21 protein-coding genes are annotated in these 15,154 nt (G+C 53.7%); 8 read left to right on the top strand and 13 right to left on the bottom strand.

Going from position 1 to position 15,154, the window contains the following annotated elements:
• Positions 1-9: 9 nt before the first annotated feature.
• From DI14_RS09190 to DI14_RS09205, 4 genes are all read left to right on the top strand, one after another.
• Positions 10-906 carry an aldo/keto reductase family oxidoreductase gene (locus tag DI14_RS09190; protein WP_034807813.1) on the top strand — a complete coding sequence of 299 codons (897 nt, stop codon included), beginning with the start codon at positions 10-12 and terminating at the stop codon, positions 904-906.
• A 287-nt stretch (positions 907-1,193) separates the two neighbouring features.
• Entirely contained in the window at positions 1,194-2,456 is a 1,263-nt protein-coding gene (locus DI14_RS09195) for a hypothetical protein (protein WP_235193435.1), read from the top strand.
• 12 nt (positions 2,457-2,468) lie between these two features.
• Positions 2,469-3,713, top strand: a complete 1,245-nt coding sequence (locus tag DI14_RS09200) for a hypothetical protein (RefSeq protein WP_034807816.1) — start codon at positions 2,469-2,471, stop codon at positions 3,711-3,713.
• A 106-nt stretch (positions 3,714-3,819) separates the two neighbouring features.
• Positions 3,820-4,677 carry a pirin family protein gene (locus DI14_RS09205; protein WP_034807820.1) on the top strand — a complete coding sequence of 286 codons (858 nt, stop codon included), beginning with the start codon at positions 3,820-3,822 and terminating at the stop codon, positions 4,675-4,677.
• A 26-nt stretch (positions 4,678-4,703) separates the two neighbouring features.
• Here the strand turns inward: DI14_RS09205 and DI14_RS09210 are convergent, their stop codons facing one another.
• From DI14_RS09210 to DI14_RS09225, 4 genes are read right to left on the bottom strand one after another with little or no spacing between them, the layout of a single operon-like run.
• Positions 4,704-5,006 carry a hypothetical protein gene (locus DI14_RS09210; protein ID WP_051622664.1) on the bottom strand — a complete coding sequence of 101 codons (303 nt, stop codon included), beginning with the start codon at positions 5,004-5,006 and terminating at the stop codon, positions 4,704-4,706.
• On the bottom strand, positions 4,994-5,485 hold the full coding sequence (locus DI14_RS09215; protein WP_034807821.1) for a GNAT family N-acetyltransferase: 492 nt from the start codon (positions 5,483-5,485) through the stop codon (positions 4,994-4,996). Before DI14_RS09215 ends, DI14_RS09210 begins: the two co-directional genes overlap by 13 nt.
• Positions 5,482-5,784, bottom strand: a complete 303-nt coding sequence (locus tag DI14_RS09220; RefSeq protein WP_034807822.1) for a hypothetical protein — start codon at positions 5,782-5,784, stop codon at positions 5,482-5,484. Before DI14_RS09220 ends, DI14_RS09215 begins: the two co-directional genes overlap by 4 nt.
• A 55-nt stretch (positions 5,785-5,839) precedes the next feature.
• Entirely contained in the window at positions 5,840-6,364 is a 525-nt protein-coding gene (locus DI14_RS09225) for a GrpB family protein (RefSeq protein WP_034807823.1), read from the bottom strand.
• A 141-nt stretch (positions 6,365-6,505) separates the two neighbouring features.
• On the opposite strand from DI14_RS09225, the gene DI14_RS09230 reads away from it, so the two are divergent.
• Positions 6,506-7,048 carry a TraR/DksA C4-type zinc finger protein gene (locus tag DI14_RS09230; protein ID WP_034807824.1) on the top strand — a complete coding sequence of 181 codons (543 nt, stop codon included), beginning with the start codon at positions 6,506-6,508 and terminating at the stop codon, positions 7,046-7,048.
• 26 nt (positions 7,049-7,074) lie between these two features.
• On the opposite strand, the gene DI14_RS09235 is transcribed toward DI14_RS09230, so the two are convergent.
• From DI14_RS09235 to DI14_RS09245, 3 genes are all read right to left on the bottom strand, one after another.
• A complete protein-coding gene (locus DI14_RS09235) occupies positions 7,075-8,061 on the bottom strand; it encodes a M23 family metallopeptidase (protein ID WP_034807825.1) in 987 nt (328 codons plus the stop codon).
• 168 nt (positions 8,062-8,229) lie between these two features.
• Entirely contained in the window at positions 8,230-8,409 is a 180-nt protein-coding gene (locus tag DI14_RS09240; protein ID WP_034807827.1) for a hypothetical protein, read from the bottom strand.
• Positions 8,406-9,209: a GNAT family N-acetyltransferase gene (locus tag DI14_RS09245; RefSeq protein ID WP_034807829.1), complete on the bottom strand. Its 804-nt coding sequence runs from the start codon at positions 9,207-9,209 to the stop codon at positions 8,406-8,408. Before DI14_RS09245 ends, DI14_RS09240 begins: the two co-directional genes overlap by 4 nt.
• Positions 9,210-9,276: 67 nt before the next feature.
• Between DI14_RS09245 and DI14_RS09250 the strand changes: the two genes are divergently transcribed.
• Positions 9,277-9,804, top strand: coding sequence for a GNAT family N-acetyltransferase (locus tag DI14_RS09250; protein WP_369792707.1), 528 nt, complete (start codon positions 9,277-9,279; stop codon positions 9,802-9,804).
• Positions 9,805-9,817: 13 nt separating this feature from the next.
• Here DI14_RS09250 and DI14_RS09255 read toward each other — a convergent pair whose 3' ends face one another.
• The 3 genes from DI14_RS09255 to DI14_RS09265 all read right to left on the bottom strand — a co-directional run bounded on the left by DI14_RS09255 (position 9,818) and on the right by DI14_RS09265 (position 11,233).
• On the bottom strand, positions 9,818-10,402 hold the full coding sequence (locus DI14_RS09255; RefSeq protein ID WP_034807831.1) for an NUDIX domain-containing protein: 585 nt from the start codon (positions 10,400-10,402) through the stop codon (positions 9,818-9,820).
• Positions 10,399-10,818 (bottom strand): LD-carboxypeptidase, encoded by a 420-nt coding sequence (locus tag DI14_RS09260; RefSeq protein WP_034807834.1) that lies wholly within the window; start codon positions 10,816-10,818, stop codon positions 10,399-10,401. Before DI14_RS09260 ends, DI14_RS09255 begins: the two co-directional genes overlap by 4 nt.
• 112 nt (positions 10,819-10,930) lie before the next feature.
• A complete protein-coding gene (locus DI14_RS09265) occupies positions 10,931-11,233 on the bottom strand; it encodes a hypothetical protein (protein ID WP_152545895.1) in 303 nt (100 codons plus the stop codon).
• 153 nt (positions 11,234-11,386) lie between these two features.
• Here DI14_RS09265 and DI14_RS09270 point away from each other — a divergent pair, with 153 nt between their 5' ends.
• Positions 11,387-11,701 (top strand): hypothetical protein, encoded by a 315-nt coding sequence (locus tag DI14_RS09270; RefSeq protein WP_034807838.1) that lies wholly within the window; start codon positions 11,387-11,389, stop codon positions 11,699-11,701.
• Positions 11,702-11,783: 82 nt separating this feature from the next.
• The gene (locus tag DI14_RS09275; protein ID WP_034807840.1) at positions 11,784-12,569 is read left to right on the top strand and encodes an SDR family NAD(P)-dependent oxidoreductase; all 786 of its coding nucleotides are present in this window, start codon (positions 11,784-11,786) and stop codon (positions 12,567-12,569) included.
• 28 nt (positions 12,570-12,597) lie between these two features.
• Here the strand turns inward: DI14_RS09275 and DI14_RS09280 are convergent, their stop codons facing one another.
• The 3 genes from DI14_RS09280 to DI14_RS09290 all read right to left on the bottom strand — a co-directional run bounded on the left by DI14_RS09280 (position 12,598) and on the right by DI14_RS09290 (position 15,077).
• Positions 12,598-13,389, bottom strand: coding sequence for a GNAT family N-acetyltransferase (locus DI14_RS09280; RefSeq protein ID WP_034807842.1), 792 nt, complete (start codon positions 13,387-13,389; stop codon positions 12,598-12,600).
• Between the two features lie 80 nt (positions 13,390-13,469).
• Positions 13,470-14,537, bottom strand: a complete 1,068-nt coding sequence (locus DI14_RS09285; RefSeq protein WP_034807845.1) for a trans-acting enoyl reductase family protein — start codon at positions 14,535-14,537, stop codon at positions 13,470-13,472.
• A gap of 60 nt (positions 14,538-14,597) precedes the next feature.
• Positions 14,598-15,077: a hypothetical protein gene (locus DI14_RS09290; RefSeq protein ID WP_034807847.1), complete on the bottom strand. Its 480-nt coding sequence runs from the start codon at positions 15,075-15,077 to the stop codon at positions 14,598-14,600.
• Positions 15,078-15,154 lie beyond the last annotated feature (77 nt).

A 15,154-nucleotide genomic window follows, 5' to 3' on the forward strand; every position in this document is an offset into this window, starting at 1 on the left:
GGAATGATTATGCAACGCATCACGCTTACTGAAGACTTATCATTCTCACGCATCGTCCATGGCATGTGGCGTCTCGCCGAATGGAACATGAGCGCCCAAGAGCGGCTCACGTTCATCGAGTCGTGCATCGAGCTCGGCATCACGACGTTCGACCATGCCGACATTTACGGTGGCTACACGTGTGAAGGGCTGTTTGGAGAAGCGCTTCGCTTGAAGCCGGAGCTCCGTGACCAAATCGAGATCGTCACGAAGACGGGCATTAAGCTTACAGGCGACTTCAATCCGGGCCAGACCATCAACCATTATGACACGACAAAGGCGCATATCATCGCCCAAGCCGAACGGTCGCTCTCAGAGCTCGGCATCGATCACATTGACACGTTGTTGATTCACCGCCCGGACCCGCTCATGGACCCGGACGACATCGCCGAGGCGTTCAACGCGTTGCACGACAGTGGCAAAGTCCGGACGTTCGGCGTATCGAACCATCTGCCGTCACAGCAGCGCCTGCTTCAATCACGCCTGCCTTACAAGCTGGTGACGAACCAACTCGAACTTTCGCCGATGCAACTGAAGCACTTCGAGGATGGGGCGGTCGACCTGTGTCATGAAGAACGGATGCCGCTCATGGCATGGAGCCCGCTCGCTGGCGGACGACTCTTCTCAGACGATTCGTATGCACCACTTCGCGACAAATTGAAAGAAATCGCTGAGCGGCACGGTGCGCATGGAATCGATGTAGTCGTTTACGCCTGGTTATTAAAACACCCGGCGCGCATCATGCCGATTATCGGTTCTGGGAAAATTGACCGAGTCGAGCGTGGCGTCGAGGCACTCGAAGTCGAACTGACTCGTGAAGAATGGTTCGAAATTTTGAAGGCCGCACGCGGCCGAGATGTAGATTAAAGGATTAGATAGACATTTTATTCCTTTTGTCACATTTTTTTAAAAAGAAGTCAATGTAAATGCGATTCGCTAAACGATTGATAACCCTTCATTATTCGCCAAAAATCGACACGTTTAAAAACATTAAATCCCATATTATATCCATAAATGCAAAAAGGACCCGCCCAGTTCAAGTCGAGCGGGTTTTTCGATTTTTTTATCAAAATCACTTTAATTTTCCTAAGTCTAAAGTCACAAAAAATTGGTGCTAAAATGATGAAAGTTATTCATTGAAGGAGAGCACCGATGTGAAAAAGTACCTGATTTTCTGTACACTTGCCATATTGACGTTTTTGTTCGGATGTGAAGAAGAGCAAGCGTTTCGCTTACATACAGCCCCAGAGTACTATCAAGGACGGGCGATGCTGCCTTCGGGTCAATTGATTGAGATGACCGAGGCCGATCGGACGACGGTCTTGGACGCCTGCTACCCGGAAGACGCCCTCGCCCTCGCACCAAGAGGAGAGCGCCGTTGGATTGGCACGGTCACGCTGTCGCAACCGCTGACGACCAACAGTTCGACCCAAGTCTTCCCGACCGCCACGTTCTTTGAGGCGGAGAATCAGACGTTCGTCGAATGTCAGGTCGATACAATCACCTATATGAAGCAAATCGATGCCGTCCCCGATAGTCTTGCCGCGTTCCGCGATCAAGCCGTCACCTACCCAGCCGTCGCCAAACTGCGCAACGCCCAGCCCCACGAGCGGTTACAGTTTTTAAAGGAAATGGATAAACCGTTCGGCAACGAGCCTTATCCGACACGGACCGCTTTCGAGCAAACGCTCGTCCATGTCACGATGCCGTTCAACGGGTCGTTCGATTTGACGTTCGAATCGTCAGAAGGCAATGAGCGTGTCACAATTCCAATCGACGCCGCCTCACGTCAGCCGTTTCGTTCGATCGGATTCGGATTGGAATCAACCGAGAAGATGAACGCGTACGGGGTTTACACCTCCCCGAATCAGGAGGGGTATGACGAGGTGCGACGACCGGAAGACGCCTCGTTCGACCGCTTGCTCGGTGTCCGTCAAACCGAGACGCTCCCGACGACGCTCGTCTCAGGCGAACGGTATCCACTGTTTAGCTTCTCGTTCATGCGTGACAACGTCCCGTATAAAGAAATTGTTTCCATCACCTATCACGAACCGATCCTGTTGCGAGGCGAGGCGTTGAAGCGTGAGATGCGAGCCGAATTCTCGAACCGGCAGCATGCCGTATTTCATGAACTCGCTTTAATCGGCACCGAATCGCGAGATGCCTCGTTCTTGACGCATGTATCGGCCGACGATACGCGCTTCATATTCAAGGCGATCGAACGTTCGAAAGCGACGACCGAGCCGGGTGAGCCGGCCTCGATTCCTTACTTGACCGTATTCGAAGGCATCTGCGCCCAAACGTTCGACGTCAGTTATCGAGGTGACGACGTCGTGTTGACGAATACAAAGACCGGGTCCCACTTTAAGCTATTACGGGACGATGCGAACAAATGGCACGACCGCTTTGACGACTAAAGGAGGAATCTTGTGCGCAAAATCAGCATAGTCGCGTCTTTACTTTTCGTCTTGGCCTTGAGCGGCTGCACGGAAGAGGAGACGGCGCTCGAGCTCAACGTTCGCCCCCTCTTGTTTGACGGCTATCGCTACGAGGTCGGCAAGACGTTGACACAGATGGACGAGGCGGAGCAGACGGCCATCCATACGATTTGCGACGAGACGGATGTCACGTCGTTACCGGACCATCCGTTCGTCTTCGACGCGTCATATCGTAGCTTCTCGCGGTTCTCACCCGAGATGGTCTCGCCCCTGATAGGCCTCACCATCTTCCATGACGACGAAGCGGCATACGCCTATTGTGAGACCGGCCACAGCCGGTATGTGAAACAGATCGACCCGGAACTCATGCCGATTGCCTATCGTGAGGCAGCCCCTGAGCCGCTTCGACCGCGTTCAGCACGTGTGTCCGCCGATACACAACAGACACTTCTTGAACAATTCGAGGATGACGCTCCATATTTTGAGTTCAAACCGTTCAACGTGCCGTTTGTGGCGTTACAGGCCCCCCTGTTCACGACGCTTTCAATCGAGGTAAACACGCAGGACGCATCGACGACATTCTCTCGACCTTACGAACCAAGTCTTGGTCTGCAACATGTGACACTCTCGCTTCATATCATTGAGATGAATGGGTTCGTCCAACCGGCGCTCTTTGAATCTTCTGAAGTGAACACATCGCAGTGGCCGCTCGACCCTGTGCCGGACGGCGGCGTCCCGACATTGTCAGACACATATCCATTACCTGAGACGCTCGAGTTCGGGAAGACGTACCCGCTCTGGCAACTTTCCTATGATGTCGAAGGAGAAGTCGTCGAACAGACCGTCTCGCTCCGCTATGAGCCACCCGTCATGATGACGCAAGCCGAGGTCGACGCCGCAACGATGACAGCCGATGAGGAAGTGACAATCGGTTACTTCCACAAGACGCCGTTGTCCGGAAAAACCGAGCTCCACGCCTTAGACGCGGTCCAGACGTTGACGACGGACGGTGCGACGTTAAAACAGATCGTGGCACGGGCCGAACCGGTCAAACGGAGCGGCGAGCCGGCCGACTATCCGTTGTTCACGTTAATCGAGGGCGTGACGTCCCAAACGTTCGAGGTGACGCTTCATAAGCGCTCGAAAAAAACGGACGTCTTCCTCACGACCGAAGGCAAACATTACAAACTGAACTCCGAGGACAGCGCCACGTGGCTGTCGCTCGCCCCTTACTGACAGACGGTCTTCCCGTCTGTCTTTTGCATGTTCTGTAAGCAACATCGTCCAATCACAAACCGAGACTGTGCGACAATGAAACAAATGACATAAAGGAGTGGATTCGATGACAACACGATTCGTTCGCGACGTCGCCGACAGTTGGCGCGTCTCCTATAAACAAAACGGCTATCCGCACGTTCAACAAGGGTGGGTGTTACCACCGGAGCGTAAAGCCGAGTTCGACCCGTTCATTTTGATGGCCGAAGATTGGTTCAAGCGCGGGACGTTCTCCGACCATCCGCACCGCGGCTTTCAGACGATTACGTACGTCATCGATGGCCGGCTCGAACACATCGACAACCATGGCGGTCATTCGATTCTTGATGCGGGCGACGTACAGTATATGAACGCCGGATGGGCCGCTCGTCACGCCGAGGAGGCCGTCGCCGACGACTTGATCCATACGCTTCAACTTTGGCTCAATTTGCCGAAAACACTTAAAACGACGACGACGTCTTATCAAAACGTCTACTTGGAGGACGCGCCGGTCGTCCCAATCGATGGCGGACACGTGCGTGTCTATTCGGGCGATGTCGAGGGCGTCACCGGACCGATGCAGAGCCTCGTGCCAATCACGATGACCGAGATTCAACTGCGCGAAGGCGCGACGTATGACCACGTCTTACCGACGAACCATAACGCCTTCGCCTACGTCCTCGCCGGATCCGTCAATCTCGGTTCGAGCGCGACGCCGCTCGAGAAGACGGATGTCGCGACGCTGACGTTCGACGAAGCGGACGAGGGTGAGAGCACCCTCTCCATCACCGCGACGTCCCGGGCGAAGCTACTCGTCTATTCGGGCGTCCCGCTCCGTGAAGACTATATCGCCCACGGCCCGTTCGTCATGAACACGGAAGACGAGATTCGCCAAGCGTTTCGTGACTATCATGCCGGTGTCTTCGGCCCACCTGCTGTGAAATAAACAATGAGCCACGCGCGATGCGTGGCTCACTCTTTGTCCGGCTTCAACACCGTCTGCTGTGTCGGGACGTGTCCGATTGGGACGGTCCGCTCGAACAAGACGTAACGTTTCCCGTCCACTTCAAACTTTCGGTCACCCAAATAGTGCGCGGACTTCCCATTCTCATATAATTTTGTCAAAATCGCCGGGACATACTCATTCAAGTTCGTATAATGCTCGTCGAGCGTCATGACGATATTGCCTTTCTCGTACCCCATCCACTGGTTCCACATGAACAGCATCAATGAGATTACTCCAAGTACACCGACTATAAAAATCACTGTATCCATTTATTGCTCCCCTTTGTTTCTACAGATTTCACGACGACTTGGCGTTTGGCAGTAAACCCGAGCTCGTCATAGAAGCGGGCCGCGTTTTTATTGGCGACCCAATAGTCGAGTTCGATGGTAGCGAAATCATGGGAACGGGCCCATTCCTCCACATATTCCATCATCTGACGACCATACCCGAGCCGCTGGTGCCCAGGGTGTATACTGATTTGTCTGACATAGAGCGTCCGCTTCGCGTTTCGGAAGGCGTTGGCGTCACTCGTCACTTCTTGCATCCAGACGTAGCCGATCGGTTCCCCTTCCACTTCGGCGACGAGGAAATGGTGTCCCGCCTGTGCCATCGTCACCGCGAAAGCATCACGCATATGCTTGTGATTGTACGGGGCGAAGAAATGTGGCATGAGCGCGACGTGTCGCTCATGGATCGGTCGGTTCAGTGTCGCAATCAAGTCTGCATCATTCGTCTCAACTAATCTCATTGTCCGTTATAGAACTGGCTGCGGTCTTCCGTCACACCGTGTGGTTTTTCGTTGCCACGCAGCGCATGTCCTTTCCCACTTTGTGGCTTGCCATGGAGCCGGTGTTGAATCGGACGAGCGAGCATGTAGCCACCGAGCAAAGAGAGCGGAAATGCGATAAACGCCATTCCAAGGAACACGAGCGCCCCTTTATTCGCTAACTCGAACGTCTCGATTAAAAAGCTGATCCCAAAATAAAAGCCGACAAACAACACGCCTACGAACGCATACTCGATGCATTTCCCAAGAAATCGTTTCATCGATTCACTCCCTTTCGTTGTTACTCTCTTATACGTGAGAACGATACAAAACGTTTCATTTCGTTTGTTCCGCCATATACCAAATCGTGGCAACGCGTTCGGTCTCTGACACCCACTCTTGCTTCCCTTGGATATAACTCTCGATGTCCGTCGGATGTTGCTCGGCGAGCGCTCGTTTCAAGGCCGCATATGTCTCCCGAACGTCGGGGAACGCCTTCAAGTATTCGCGAAACGCCAAGTGACGGGTCACCCCTTCATCACCAGCCTCGAACACGTGGACGTGGACCGTTCGCACGTCGTCTCCCTTCGCAAAGAAGCGACGTCTCAGGATTCCGTGTTCCCCAAAACTTCGATAACCGAGCGCTTCCATATGCCCCGTCAGTTCATCGACTTGCTCAATCATTCGAACGACGGGCATGATGTCGATAATCGGCTTGGCATCAAGCCCCGGAACCGACGTACTACCGATATGATGGATTGCGACCATCTTCCCTTCAAACAGACGGTCCAACCGGTCTGCCTCTTCTTCAAACCGCGCCACCCACTGGGGGTCGTACGGTACAACCTCGACTCGTCTCATGATGAATCCTCCTTTCTGCATACGCTTCATTCTCTTCTCTTATCATACCCGTTTTGGAAGCCGGTTACAGGCGAAGATGGTTTGTTCGGTTCTGAAATGGGAAAGGCATAGTAATGAAAACAGAACTGGAGAGTGAGACGGATGTTGACACAAGAACAAATCAACACGTTCAAAGAACGGTTGTTAAAAGAGAAAGCAAAGACAGAAGGCTATATGGAAAAACGAGAAGAAGTATATGACGAAGGCGAGCTGTCGCATTACGATAACCACCCGGCCGACTCAGGCGAAGAACTCTTCTTGCGCGAGCGCGATCAAGCGCTCACAGAGCTCGACGAAGAATTTTTAACCGATGTCGACAAGGCGCTCATCGCCATCGAGAACGGGACGTATGGAACGTGTGAAGTGTGCGGAGAAGAAATCGAACTCGACCGCCTCGAAATCATCCCTGAGACGACGCTCTGCATCGAGCACGCCCGCGCCCAGGAAGAGGCAGAGCATCAGACGAACCAAGCACGTCCCGTTGAAGAGGACGTTCTTAATCCGTCGGAGACGGCGCGCCATAAACAGCTCGATGGCAGTGACGATATCAATCAAAGCACAGACGCGTTCAGCCAAGTCGAGGACTTCGGTAGCTCGGATACGATTGTCGATAGCGAAGGCAACCACGACCCGACACGCGAATGACGAAAAGACGCAACGAATCCGTTGCGTCAATATGTGGCCTTTACGGCCGAGGCGCCGCCGAGCAGCTCAGCGACTTTCATCGGGTCGACCGTGTTACCGGCCGAACTCGGAGAGAACGAATAACTACCTTTATGCACTTCAAAGTGTAAATGTGGACCTGACGAGTTGCCGGTGTTACCGATTTGGCCGATGCCTTCGGCTTGGCGTACCGTCTGCCCTTTCTTCACGTCGATTTTATGCATGTGGGCGTACACTGTCGTCCATTTTTGACCGTCGATGTTGTGTTCGATTTTGACGTGCTTGCCGTATGGCCCACGTCCGCTCACTTCGATGACTTTTCCGTCTGCCGCAGCATAAATCGGGGTCCCGACTTTCGCCGCGATATCGATTCCGTTATGGAACGTATAGCCGAACTGACCGCTCGCCGGACCGAACCCTTGCGAGAGCCGACCGTTCGCCGGCATCATGAACTTGTCCGGGGCCATCGCCGCATGCTGTTTCTTCAAATCGTTCAATTTATTTGATTGAGCCTTCATCTGTTCGGCAGCGGCTGCATAAGCAGACTGCGTCTCTTCCTTCGAAGCCGTGACTTCTTCTTGTTGCGCCGACAAATCGTCGAGCGTTTTCTTCGCCGTCGCCTTTTGATTCAAAATCGCTTGGTGCTGCTTCTCAGATTCTGCCGCTTCGGCTTTCGCGCTCGGCAACACCGACGATAACACTTGCTGGAATAGCGAAGCGTCTGCCGGAGCAAGCTCGTCACGATAGGCATCAATCTGCTTCGTCACGTCATCGATTTCTGCTTGTAGCGTCTCCGCTTTCGCTTCAATCTGTTCGATTTGTTGCTCGGCTTTGGCTACGGCTTGCTTCGATTGCTTTACTTCTTGCTCGGTTTTTTCAATCGATTTCGTCGTATTGAGAAGTGTTGCCGGAGTGATGTCGTTTGCCGACGCCGTCTGCGCACCGCTCAAGATGAACACACCGACGCCTGCCGTAATCATGAATTGTTTCAACATATATAAAGAAAACCTCCAAATGGGATCATTCATTAGCTATAAAAAGCTACATGCTCGAATATACCAACCCCACCTAAAAAGTTCAATATATGAACCATTTCATTAATATGTCGATTTTATCACAGCACGAAACGATGGTTTCATAATCTTCATCAAAACTTCAAAACTTTATTTTTTCGCCCTCAGTACGATGACGACGATGGCGATTGCCGTAATGACAGTCATCGACGGGCCGCCGATAAGAAAAAGACGTGTCGTCAATGGGGACAAGTTGGTCGTCAAACCGAGGATTGTCAACAGATTGCCGACAATCAAGGCAATCATGAGCACCGGCAAGTAACGGATCATCCACGTTCGCCTCCTTGTTTCATCATTTCATATTGGGCGATCGCATCTTTGACGAAGCCGAGCGTTTCCGCGGCGCTTACGAATGCCGCCCGGTCCGACGTGAGCGTCAAATGGACCGGCTGTTTGGATGCGGCCGCCTGCAACAACCAGACAGCGTCCTCGTCCCGGCCGAACACATCGAGTAGGACCGCGTCCCGGAACAAGAGCGCCCCTTCACGCTCTCCTTCGGTGACACGGAAGAACGTCGCCTGTTGCTGGGTCGTGCGTACGTCGCGTTGCCAAATCGGACGATGGGCCCCGCTCGGATAATGGTGGTCAAACAGTTCGCTGATCGAAACCTCTTCAATCGTCGTCGACGAAGCGGTCACCGCAGCTTGGTAGTAGACGATTTCCCGAACGACCTCGTACCCGAGACGTTCGTAGAGACCGAGCGCTGCGTCATTGCCCTGAATGACTTCGAGCAACCGTGTCCCTTGTGCCTGTTCGTCAAAACGGCGCATCAACTCCTGCGCGATCCCGAGCTGACGATAACCTGGTGCCACGGCTAAGCCGCCACATCGCGTCACCCAGCCGGTCTCAAGTCGCGCGATTCCACTCAATAAGACGCCGACGGGTCGATCGTCCGCGTAGGCCACGATCGAGCGTGACGGTTGATTTTGATCGCGGACGAGAAAGACCGACTCAAACGTGGCTTCATCCATTTCAAAGCGAATCATATAGTCTGAAAATCCGTCCATGAACGCTATATAAAGATCATGTAACGGTGGGTTTTGTCGATAGGTGATGTGATGAGCTGTCATCTGTTTATTCCTTTCCCGGTTGTTCGATATAATAAAAAAAGATACTGCATAAGGAGGAACGATGGCAATGATTCGATTAGAACCGCTCCATGCTGTGCATTGGCCTGCTCTTGAAACGTTCTCACTTCCGCTCGAACAAGAGAAGTACACGACACTTCCACGTGACCTCGACGATCCGCTCCCGGAAGGCGTCTACCCGGTCGTGATCACAGCGGATAATCCGGTCGGGTTCTTTTTACTGCACGATACGGAACGGGTGACATCGTACACGGACAGCACGGACGCCTTGTTACTTTCCGCTTTTTCCATCGATTATAGATCACAGCGCAACGGTTACGCCAAGACCGCGCTAACCCTACTGCCAGACTATGTCCGTTCACGCTTTCCGACGATTCGGGAAGTCGTGCTCTCGGTCAATTTGAAGAATGAAGCAGCGTTCGCTTTATACGAACAAGTTGGCTTCACCGATACCGGGCGTCGCATCGACGGCCCCGTCGGTCTACAACGGATCATGTCGTTGCCGCTTCATGCCTCAACGGCGAAAGCACCAGATGAACAAGCCGCCAATCCCGAGGATAAGGATGACGTTCAATAGTTGCCAGACGACATCAATCATGGCGTTCCCCATCAATCCCGATTCTCACCTGTTGAAAGTATCGGTCCGGATGCGGGACGAGTTGTTGTTTCGTCAACGTGTACCGGGCCTCGCTCACGAGCGACGACGCGTCGAGTGACGCCACTTCTCCTGCGACGAGGGCAAAGAAGCGTTCACGATGGACCGTGACGATGTCTGCCACTTCATCCGATTCGAGCGTGAACGGTTCTCCGGCGTATGCGTAGACGTACGTGTGGGCAAATTCACGGTCAAGGAACGACTCCGTCTCGATCACATCCTCGTATACGCCGAGTGCGGTCAATTGATCAAGTGTCAGTTCGAGTCCGAGCTCCTCATGAATCTCCCGTACCCCATCGCGTACCGTCTCACCGGCCTCCAAATGGCCGGCCGCTGTAATGTCGAATCGATTCGGGAAATCCTGTTTCGTCGCGCTCCGCAGTTGGAGGAAGAGTTGGTCCCCTTCGATAATCCAACAGTGGAACGTCTCATGCCAATCGCCGTCGCGATGGACGTCAGCCCGTTGCTTTAAGCCGATTTTCTTGCGTCGTTCATCGACGACGGTGAGAAATTCAATCATCGTGTCACCCCATTCTCTAACAGTGTGATGGTACCGTTCGTCGCCTCGAGCTCAACGTCCACCCCGATTGGGAAAACATGTGACGGAAACGTGTGCCCGATGTCCACGTTCGTCATGATTGGAAATGTTATGTCTCCCAGCACCTCGAGTAACAATGATTCAAACGAAAACGTCGCCCCGCCCGTATCGAGGTGTTCATGTTTTCCAACGATCGTGCTGATGATTGCCTTTATTTCAGGATCTCGAATCATCGCGTTGATTTCGTCTGCACGCGCTTGAATCGACGCCGAACGATATCCTTCCGTCGTTTGTGCACACGCGCCTTCGATTACACGGAATTCCATTTGTCGCAATTGCTGAAGGCCACGTTCATAGCGCTCTGGAAAACGGACCGGAGCCGGAAAGGACGGTGTCATAACCCCTACCGTGTCCCCCGGTTGCAGTACGTTCAGTTTCTGTATGTTGTCATCTCACTCACACCTCTCTCTCCTCACTGTAGAGGTTTGACGTGGAGGCTGACAACCTATCTCAAAACAAATCCGGGTCTTCGGACAGCGTCCGAACTTTGCGGACTTTGCGCACCCGTCCCGTCCAACCGAGCGCCGTAAAGAAAAACCCCCCGCCGACGACGAGTGAGATCGCGATGAGCCCGACGACCACACCATCAAAGCCGTACCGTTCCCCGCTATGAACGAGGGCGAGTGGCGAGAACAAGAACGCCGTCAACAACATCGCGGCTCCCCCCACTAGTCTCCGCCTCGGAAACCCGATCGTCCACCAGCCGAACGCGATCAATCCGCATACAACCCCTGCGACTATCCCGAATAGCACCATCGCTGCTCCTCCGCTTCATCATAAGTTGAGGTATACATTCCGCACGAGGGAATGAAATTCCTGTAAAGCTTCTCCAATTAGATTCTCCAATTCCGGGTAAATAAGGATTAGACACCATCGGAACGGGCTTTCACAGAGGAGGCACCCCCCATGAGCACGCGACTCATCTTTGCCCTCACCTTTATCGGGTTGTGTTTAGCTGTCTTTTTCTGGGCCACTACGCTCGACGACAATCGCATCGAAGGGCGTATCGAACAAATCAACATCCCTCAACTCATGATTGGGCATAACGACGATACAGGCAACGAAATGAAGTTGCGGACGGTATTGATTAACGATGAGACCGTCGTGACCGGACTAGCAGACGACGTACAACAACTGCGGACCGGTCAGTACGTCACGGTCGAACTCGTCCCCGACGGCAATTTGAATATCGCCGTCTCGATTCATGTCACATCGGATTGAGGCGAGAGCAATTTTCGAAAACGAGCATAGTTTTGTACAAACAGTGGAATATGACAAAAGGTAGCAGAAAGGAGCGAATTGAATGATCTCAAATACATTGTTGTCAGGGAAAGTCGCCTTTATCACCGGAGCGGCATCCGGAATCGGTCGAGCCGCGGTCATCCGGTTCGTTCAGGCCGGCGCAAAAGTCGCCATCGTCGATTTGAAGTTAGAAGACGCCGAACAGCTCGCAAGCTTGATTGGAGAAGAGCGAGCGATCGGCATCAGCGCCGACGTGGCGAACGAGGAAGAAATGAAACGTGCCTATGAACAGACGATCGATCGCTTCGGACGACTCGACATCGTCTTCGCGAACGCCGGGCGCAACGGGACGATCACACCGATTGAACATTTGTCGCTTGAAGATTGGAACGGCGTCGTCGAGACGAACTTGACGGGCACGTTCTTGACAGTGAAACATGCCATCCCGCATTTGAAGGACCAGGGCGGTAGCGTCATCCTCACCTCGTCCATCAACGGGAACCGTTACTTTAAAAACTTTGGTTTTAGCGGCTATGCGACGACGAAAGCGGGTCAGACCGGGTTTGCCAAAATGGCGGCCGCCGAGCTCGCCCAGTTCGGGATTCGGGTCAACTCGATTTGTCCAGGTGCCATCGATACGAACATCGATGACTCGACGAACCGGGATGACGCGTTGCTCGCAGAAGTCGTCATCCCGATTGAATATCCGGAAGGCAACCAACCGCTCGCCGGAAAGTCCGGTTCCGCCAAACAAGTCGCGGACGTCGTCTTGTTCTTCGCGAGCAGTATGTCGAGCCACGTCACCGGTTCTGAAGTGTACGTCGACGGCGCGGAATCTTTACTATAACGATAAAGGTCGCCCCGCGGGGCGACCTTTATTTGAGGATCGGGCTTTTCATGACAGCTTTTTGATAAAACGGTTGGAAGCCGAGCCGCTCCATGTTGCGACCCGAAGTCGAGTCGACTTTCGTCGTCACCGTCACGTACTGACAACCGGACGCTTTCGCCTGGGCGATGCGTTCGAGAATCAATTGCGTCTGATAGCCTTTCCCGCGATAAGCCGGAATCGTGCTCGTCAGGAACAGCTCACCCATGCCGTCCTGAACGGCAAGGATGCCGCCCGCCACCGCATTGCCGCCTTCACGGACGAGAAACGCCTGATTTTCTGGTAACGCATAAAACCCTTTCGCCGTATCGACCGTCTCTTGCAAAATCGTCCCCGTCTCGGCGAAGCCAGCCGCGACGGCACGCGCCCATTCATTGACGTTGTCGGCATCGACCCGTTCGACTTCTTGGGCCGGGGCCGCCTCCATCTCCGTTACGTCCAACAGCCAGACGTCGAGAAAATGATCGAGCGTGTAGTTCCGTTCCTGGAGCAACCGGATGAGCGACATATCCGCGAGCGGACACACCTCGACGTGGAGCCGGGACACATTTTTTCCGCGCACCCACTTCTCCATCTGATGCAAATCATAAAAACTCGTCGGACGATTCAAGCCGAAGCCAACAGCAAAACTCATATTGCCCATCCGGAAGACGTGTCCTTTGTTTTCAACGATCAATTCTGAACCTTCATAGGGAGGGGTTTGTTTACGGTGCCGAATATAAGCAGACGTCCCTTCCGCTTTGATGCGTTCGATTCGTCTGGCCAATTCTAAGCGTTTCATCTCAATCCCTCCCTTTACTCTGTCTCGAGTGTAGCACATTTCATCTCGGAACAGATTGTGATTCCGTTACAGGTCCAGGACTATAACCGAACCTCGTCGACAACGAATGAAGAAGACCCTTCAATCTCTTCGATGAAATGTGACCCGAACAGCATCGCCGGCGTGAAACTGCCCGGGATGATATGCCCCGAATGAACGAGACGCTTGACGACGGCGAGCGCCCCGTTCACGGTGAAGGCATACGTGCTCGCCGTCTTGATCCGGACGATCACTTTTCGACCCGAGGCGTTCGTCGCCTCACCCCAGACGTGCGTCGAGGACCGCGCTCGCTCCGACTCGTCCGGTCCCGTCACATGTTCATCGACGTAGCGGAGCAGTTTCCCTTGTACCACGTCGCTGCCGAGAATCGGGCCGAACCACGCCAAAAGCCGCGCGCCATAGGCATAGACAGGCGGAACCGGCACCCACGTCGTGATGTTCGGGATGCCTGTCGTGTAGAAAGCTGTCGAGACGTCGCCCCACGGTATGGCGATGGCCGTCTTTTTCCCTCGTCCGAAGTCGATGTGACGCCGTTTCGCCCCAAGCGGGAATGGCGTCAATTCTCCATCTTTCCGCTCGGCACTGCTCGACCCGAGACCGCGGATGGCTGTTTTCAGCGTCCCGCGCGAGATGCCGGACGCCGCCGAGAAGCCAAGGGCGAGGTTCGTCGCGTCGGGCATGAGTTCTTTTAATTTTCGCGCCACGCAGTCGGTCGGGATGACGTCGAACCCGACACCAGAACAGAGCAACACGCCTGCTTCTTGTGCAAGTTTGGCCCGTTTTTTCGAGTGGATGTATTCGAACACCTCGATTTCCCCGGTAATATCGAGGTAATGTGTATGTGAGGCGAGACACGCCTCGACCAGCGGCTGACTCGTATCGGTGAACGGACCGGCACAATGGAGCACGAGGTCGATATCCTGTAACGTCTCCGTCGTCTTGTCGACGGATAGACTAAAGATGCGTGTCTCACACCCGAGTTCTTGACCGAGGCGTTCGATCTCTTCGGGGCGTCTTCCGGCGAGCACCGGTGTCAATCCTTCCTTCACCGCTTGACGGGCAATCAATTCGCCCGTATAACCGTTCGCGCCATAAATCATCCATTTCATCACAATTCCTCCTTCAACTCTCTAAACATGTCCTGTGTTTGTTCCCTATCCCGCCAACTTTCACCCGTAAAGACGACGCACGACATCTTCGACCACATCAATCACATAGACGATACCTACGGCCGACAATACTACTCCGACGGGCACGGCAAGACTAGTCAGCGCTTGTTTCGACCCAATCTGTCGACGTTTTCGTTGCAACTGACGGTCGATGATCCAAAACAGAACGGCCGCCCCGGCACCAAGCCAAAGCATGACGAGGCCGAATCCAATATGTAAGCCAAACGTGACGTATGCCGAAAATCGGTCTGGAGCGCGGCGTGACAAAGCGTCGCTCAACATGGATGTCACGACGCCGTAAGTGACGAGCACCGGGAAACTGACTGTCAAATAGGCTGCGGTCAACAGCAACACCCCGTTCAACGTATCAAATATGCCGGCTCCCGCTTGTTCCCAAACGACGACCCCACACGCCAAAACGAACGCATACACCGGCGCCGTCAGTGAAGCCGCGATGATTTTTCGAGTCCACATATCCATCCCTCTCTTCTCCTTCCACTCTACACGACCCGACCCAAAAGCGCACAAAAAAACCAGCCTATGAAAAGGCGAGGGCA

The organism is Exiguobacterium sp. AB2 (assembly GCF_000696055.1).
Lineage (GTDB): Bacteria > Bacillota > Bacilli > Exiguobacteriales > Exiguobacteriaceae > Exiguobacterium > Exiguobacterium alkaliphilum.

Coding starts and splice junctions, on each gene's coding strand:
- DI14_RS09250 (WP_369792707.1), top strand. CDS start 9,277: ATGATTCGATTAGAACCGCTCCATGCTGTGCATTGGCCTGCTCTTGAA.
- DI14_RS09210 (WP_051622664.1), bottom strand. CDS start 5,006: ATGGATACAGTGATTTTTATAGTCGGTGTACTTGGAGTAATCTCATTG.
- DI14_RS09235 (WP_034807825.1), bottom strand. CDS start 8,061: ATGTTGAAACAATTCATGATTACGGCAGGCGTCGGTGTGTTCATCTTG.
- DI14_RS09230 (WP_034807824.1), top strand. CDS start 6,506: ATGTTGACACAAGAACAAATCAACACGTTCAAAGAACGGTTGTTAAAA.
- DI14_RS09245 (WP_034807829.1), bottom strand. CDS start 9,209: ATGACAGCTCATCACATCACCTATCGACAAAACCCACCGTTACATGAT.
- DI14_RS09220 (WP_034807822.1), bottom strand. CDS start 5,784: ATGAAACGATTTCTTGGGAAATGCATCGAGTATGCGTTCGTAGGCGTG.
- DI14_RS09225 (WP_034807823.1), bottom strand. CDS start 6,364: ATGAGACGAGTCGAGGTTGTACCGTACGACCCCCAGTGGGTGGCGCGG.
- DI14_RS09280 (WP_034807842.1), bottom strand. CDS start 13,389: ATGAAACGCTTAGAATTGGCCAGACGAATCGAACGCATCAAAGCGGAA.
- DI14_RS09240 (WP_034807827.1), bottom strand. CDS start 8,409: ATGATCCGTTACTTGCCGGTGCTCATGATTGCCTTGATTGTCGGCAAT.
- DI14_RS09215 (WP_034807821.1), bottom strand. CDS start 5,485: ATGAGATTAGTTGAGACGAATGATGCAGACTTGATTGCGACACTGAAC.
- DI14_RS09190 (WP_034807813.1), top strand. CDS start 10: ATGCAACGCATCACGCTTACTGAAGACTTATCATTCTCACGCATCGTC.
- DI14_RS09275 (WP_034807840.1), top strand. CDS start 11,784: ATGATCTCAAATACATTGTTGTCAGGGAAAGTCGCCTTTATCACCGGA.
- DI14_RS09205 (WP_034807820.1), top strand. CDS start 3,820: ATGACAACACGATTCGTTCGCGACGTCGCCGACAGTTGGCGCGTCTCC.
- DI14_RS09270 (WP_034807838.1), top strand. CDS start 11,387: ATGAGCACGCGACTCATCTTTGCCCTCACCTTTATCGGGTTGTGTTTA.
- DI14_RS09260 (WP_034807834.1), bottom strand. CDS start 10,818: ATGACACCGTCCTTTCCGGCTCCGGTCCGTTTTCCAGAGCGCTATGAA.
- DI14_RS09290 (WP_034807847.1), bottom strand. CDS start 15,077: ATGGATATGTGGACTCGAAAAATCATCGCGGCTTCACTGACGGCGCCG.
- DI14_RS09285 (WP_034807845.1), bottom strand. CDS start 14,537: ATGAAATGGATGATTTATGGCGCGAACGGTTATACGGGCGAATTGATT.
- DI14_RS09255 (WP_034807831.1), bottom strand. CDS start 10,402: ATGATTGAATTTCTCACCGTCGTCGATGAACGACGCAAGAAAATCGGC.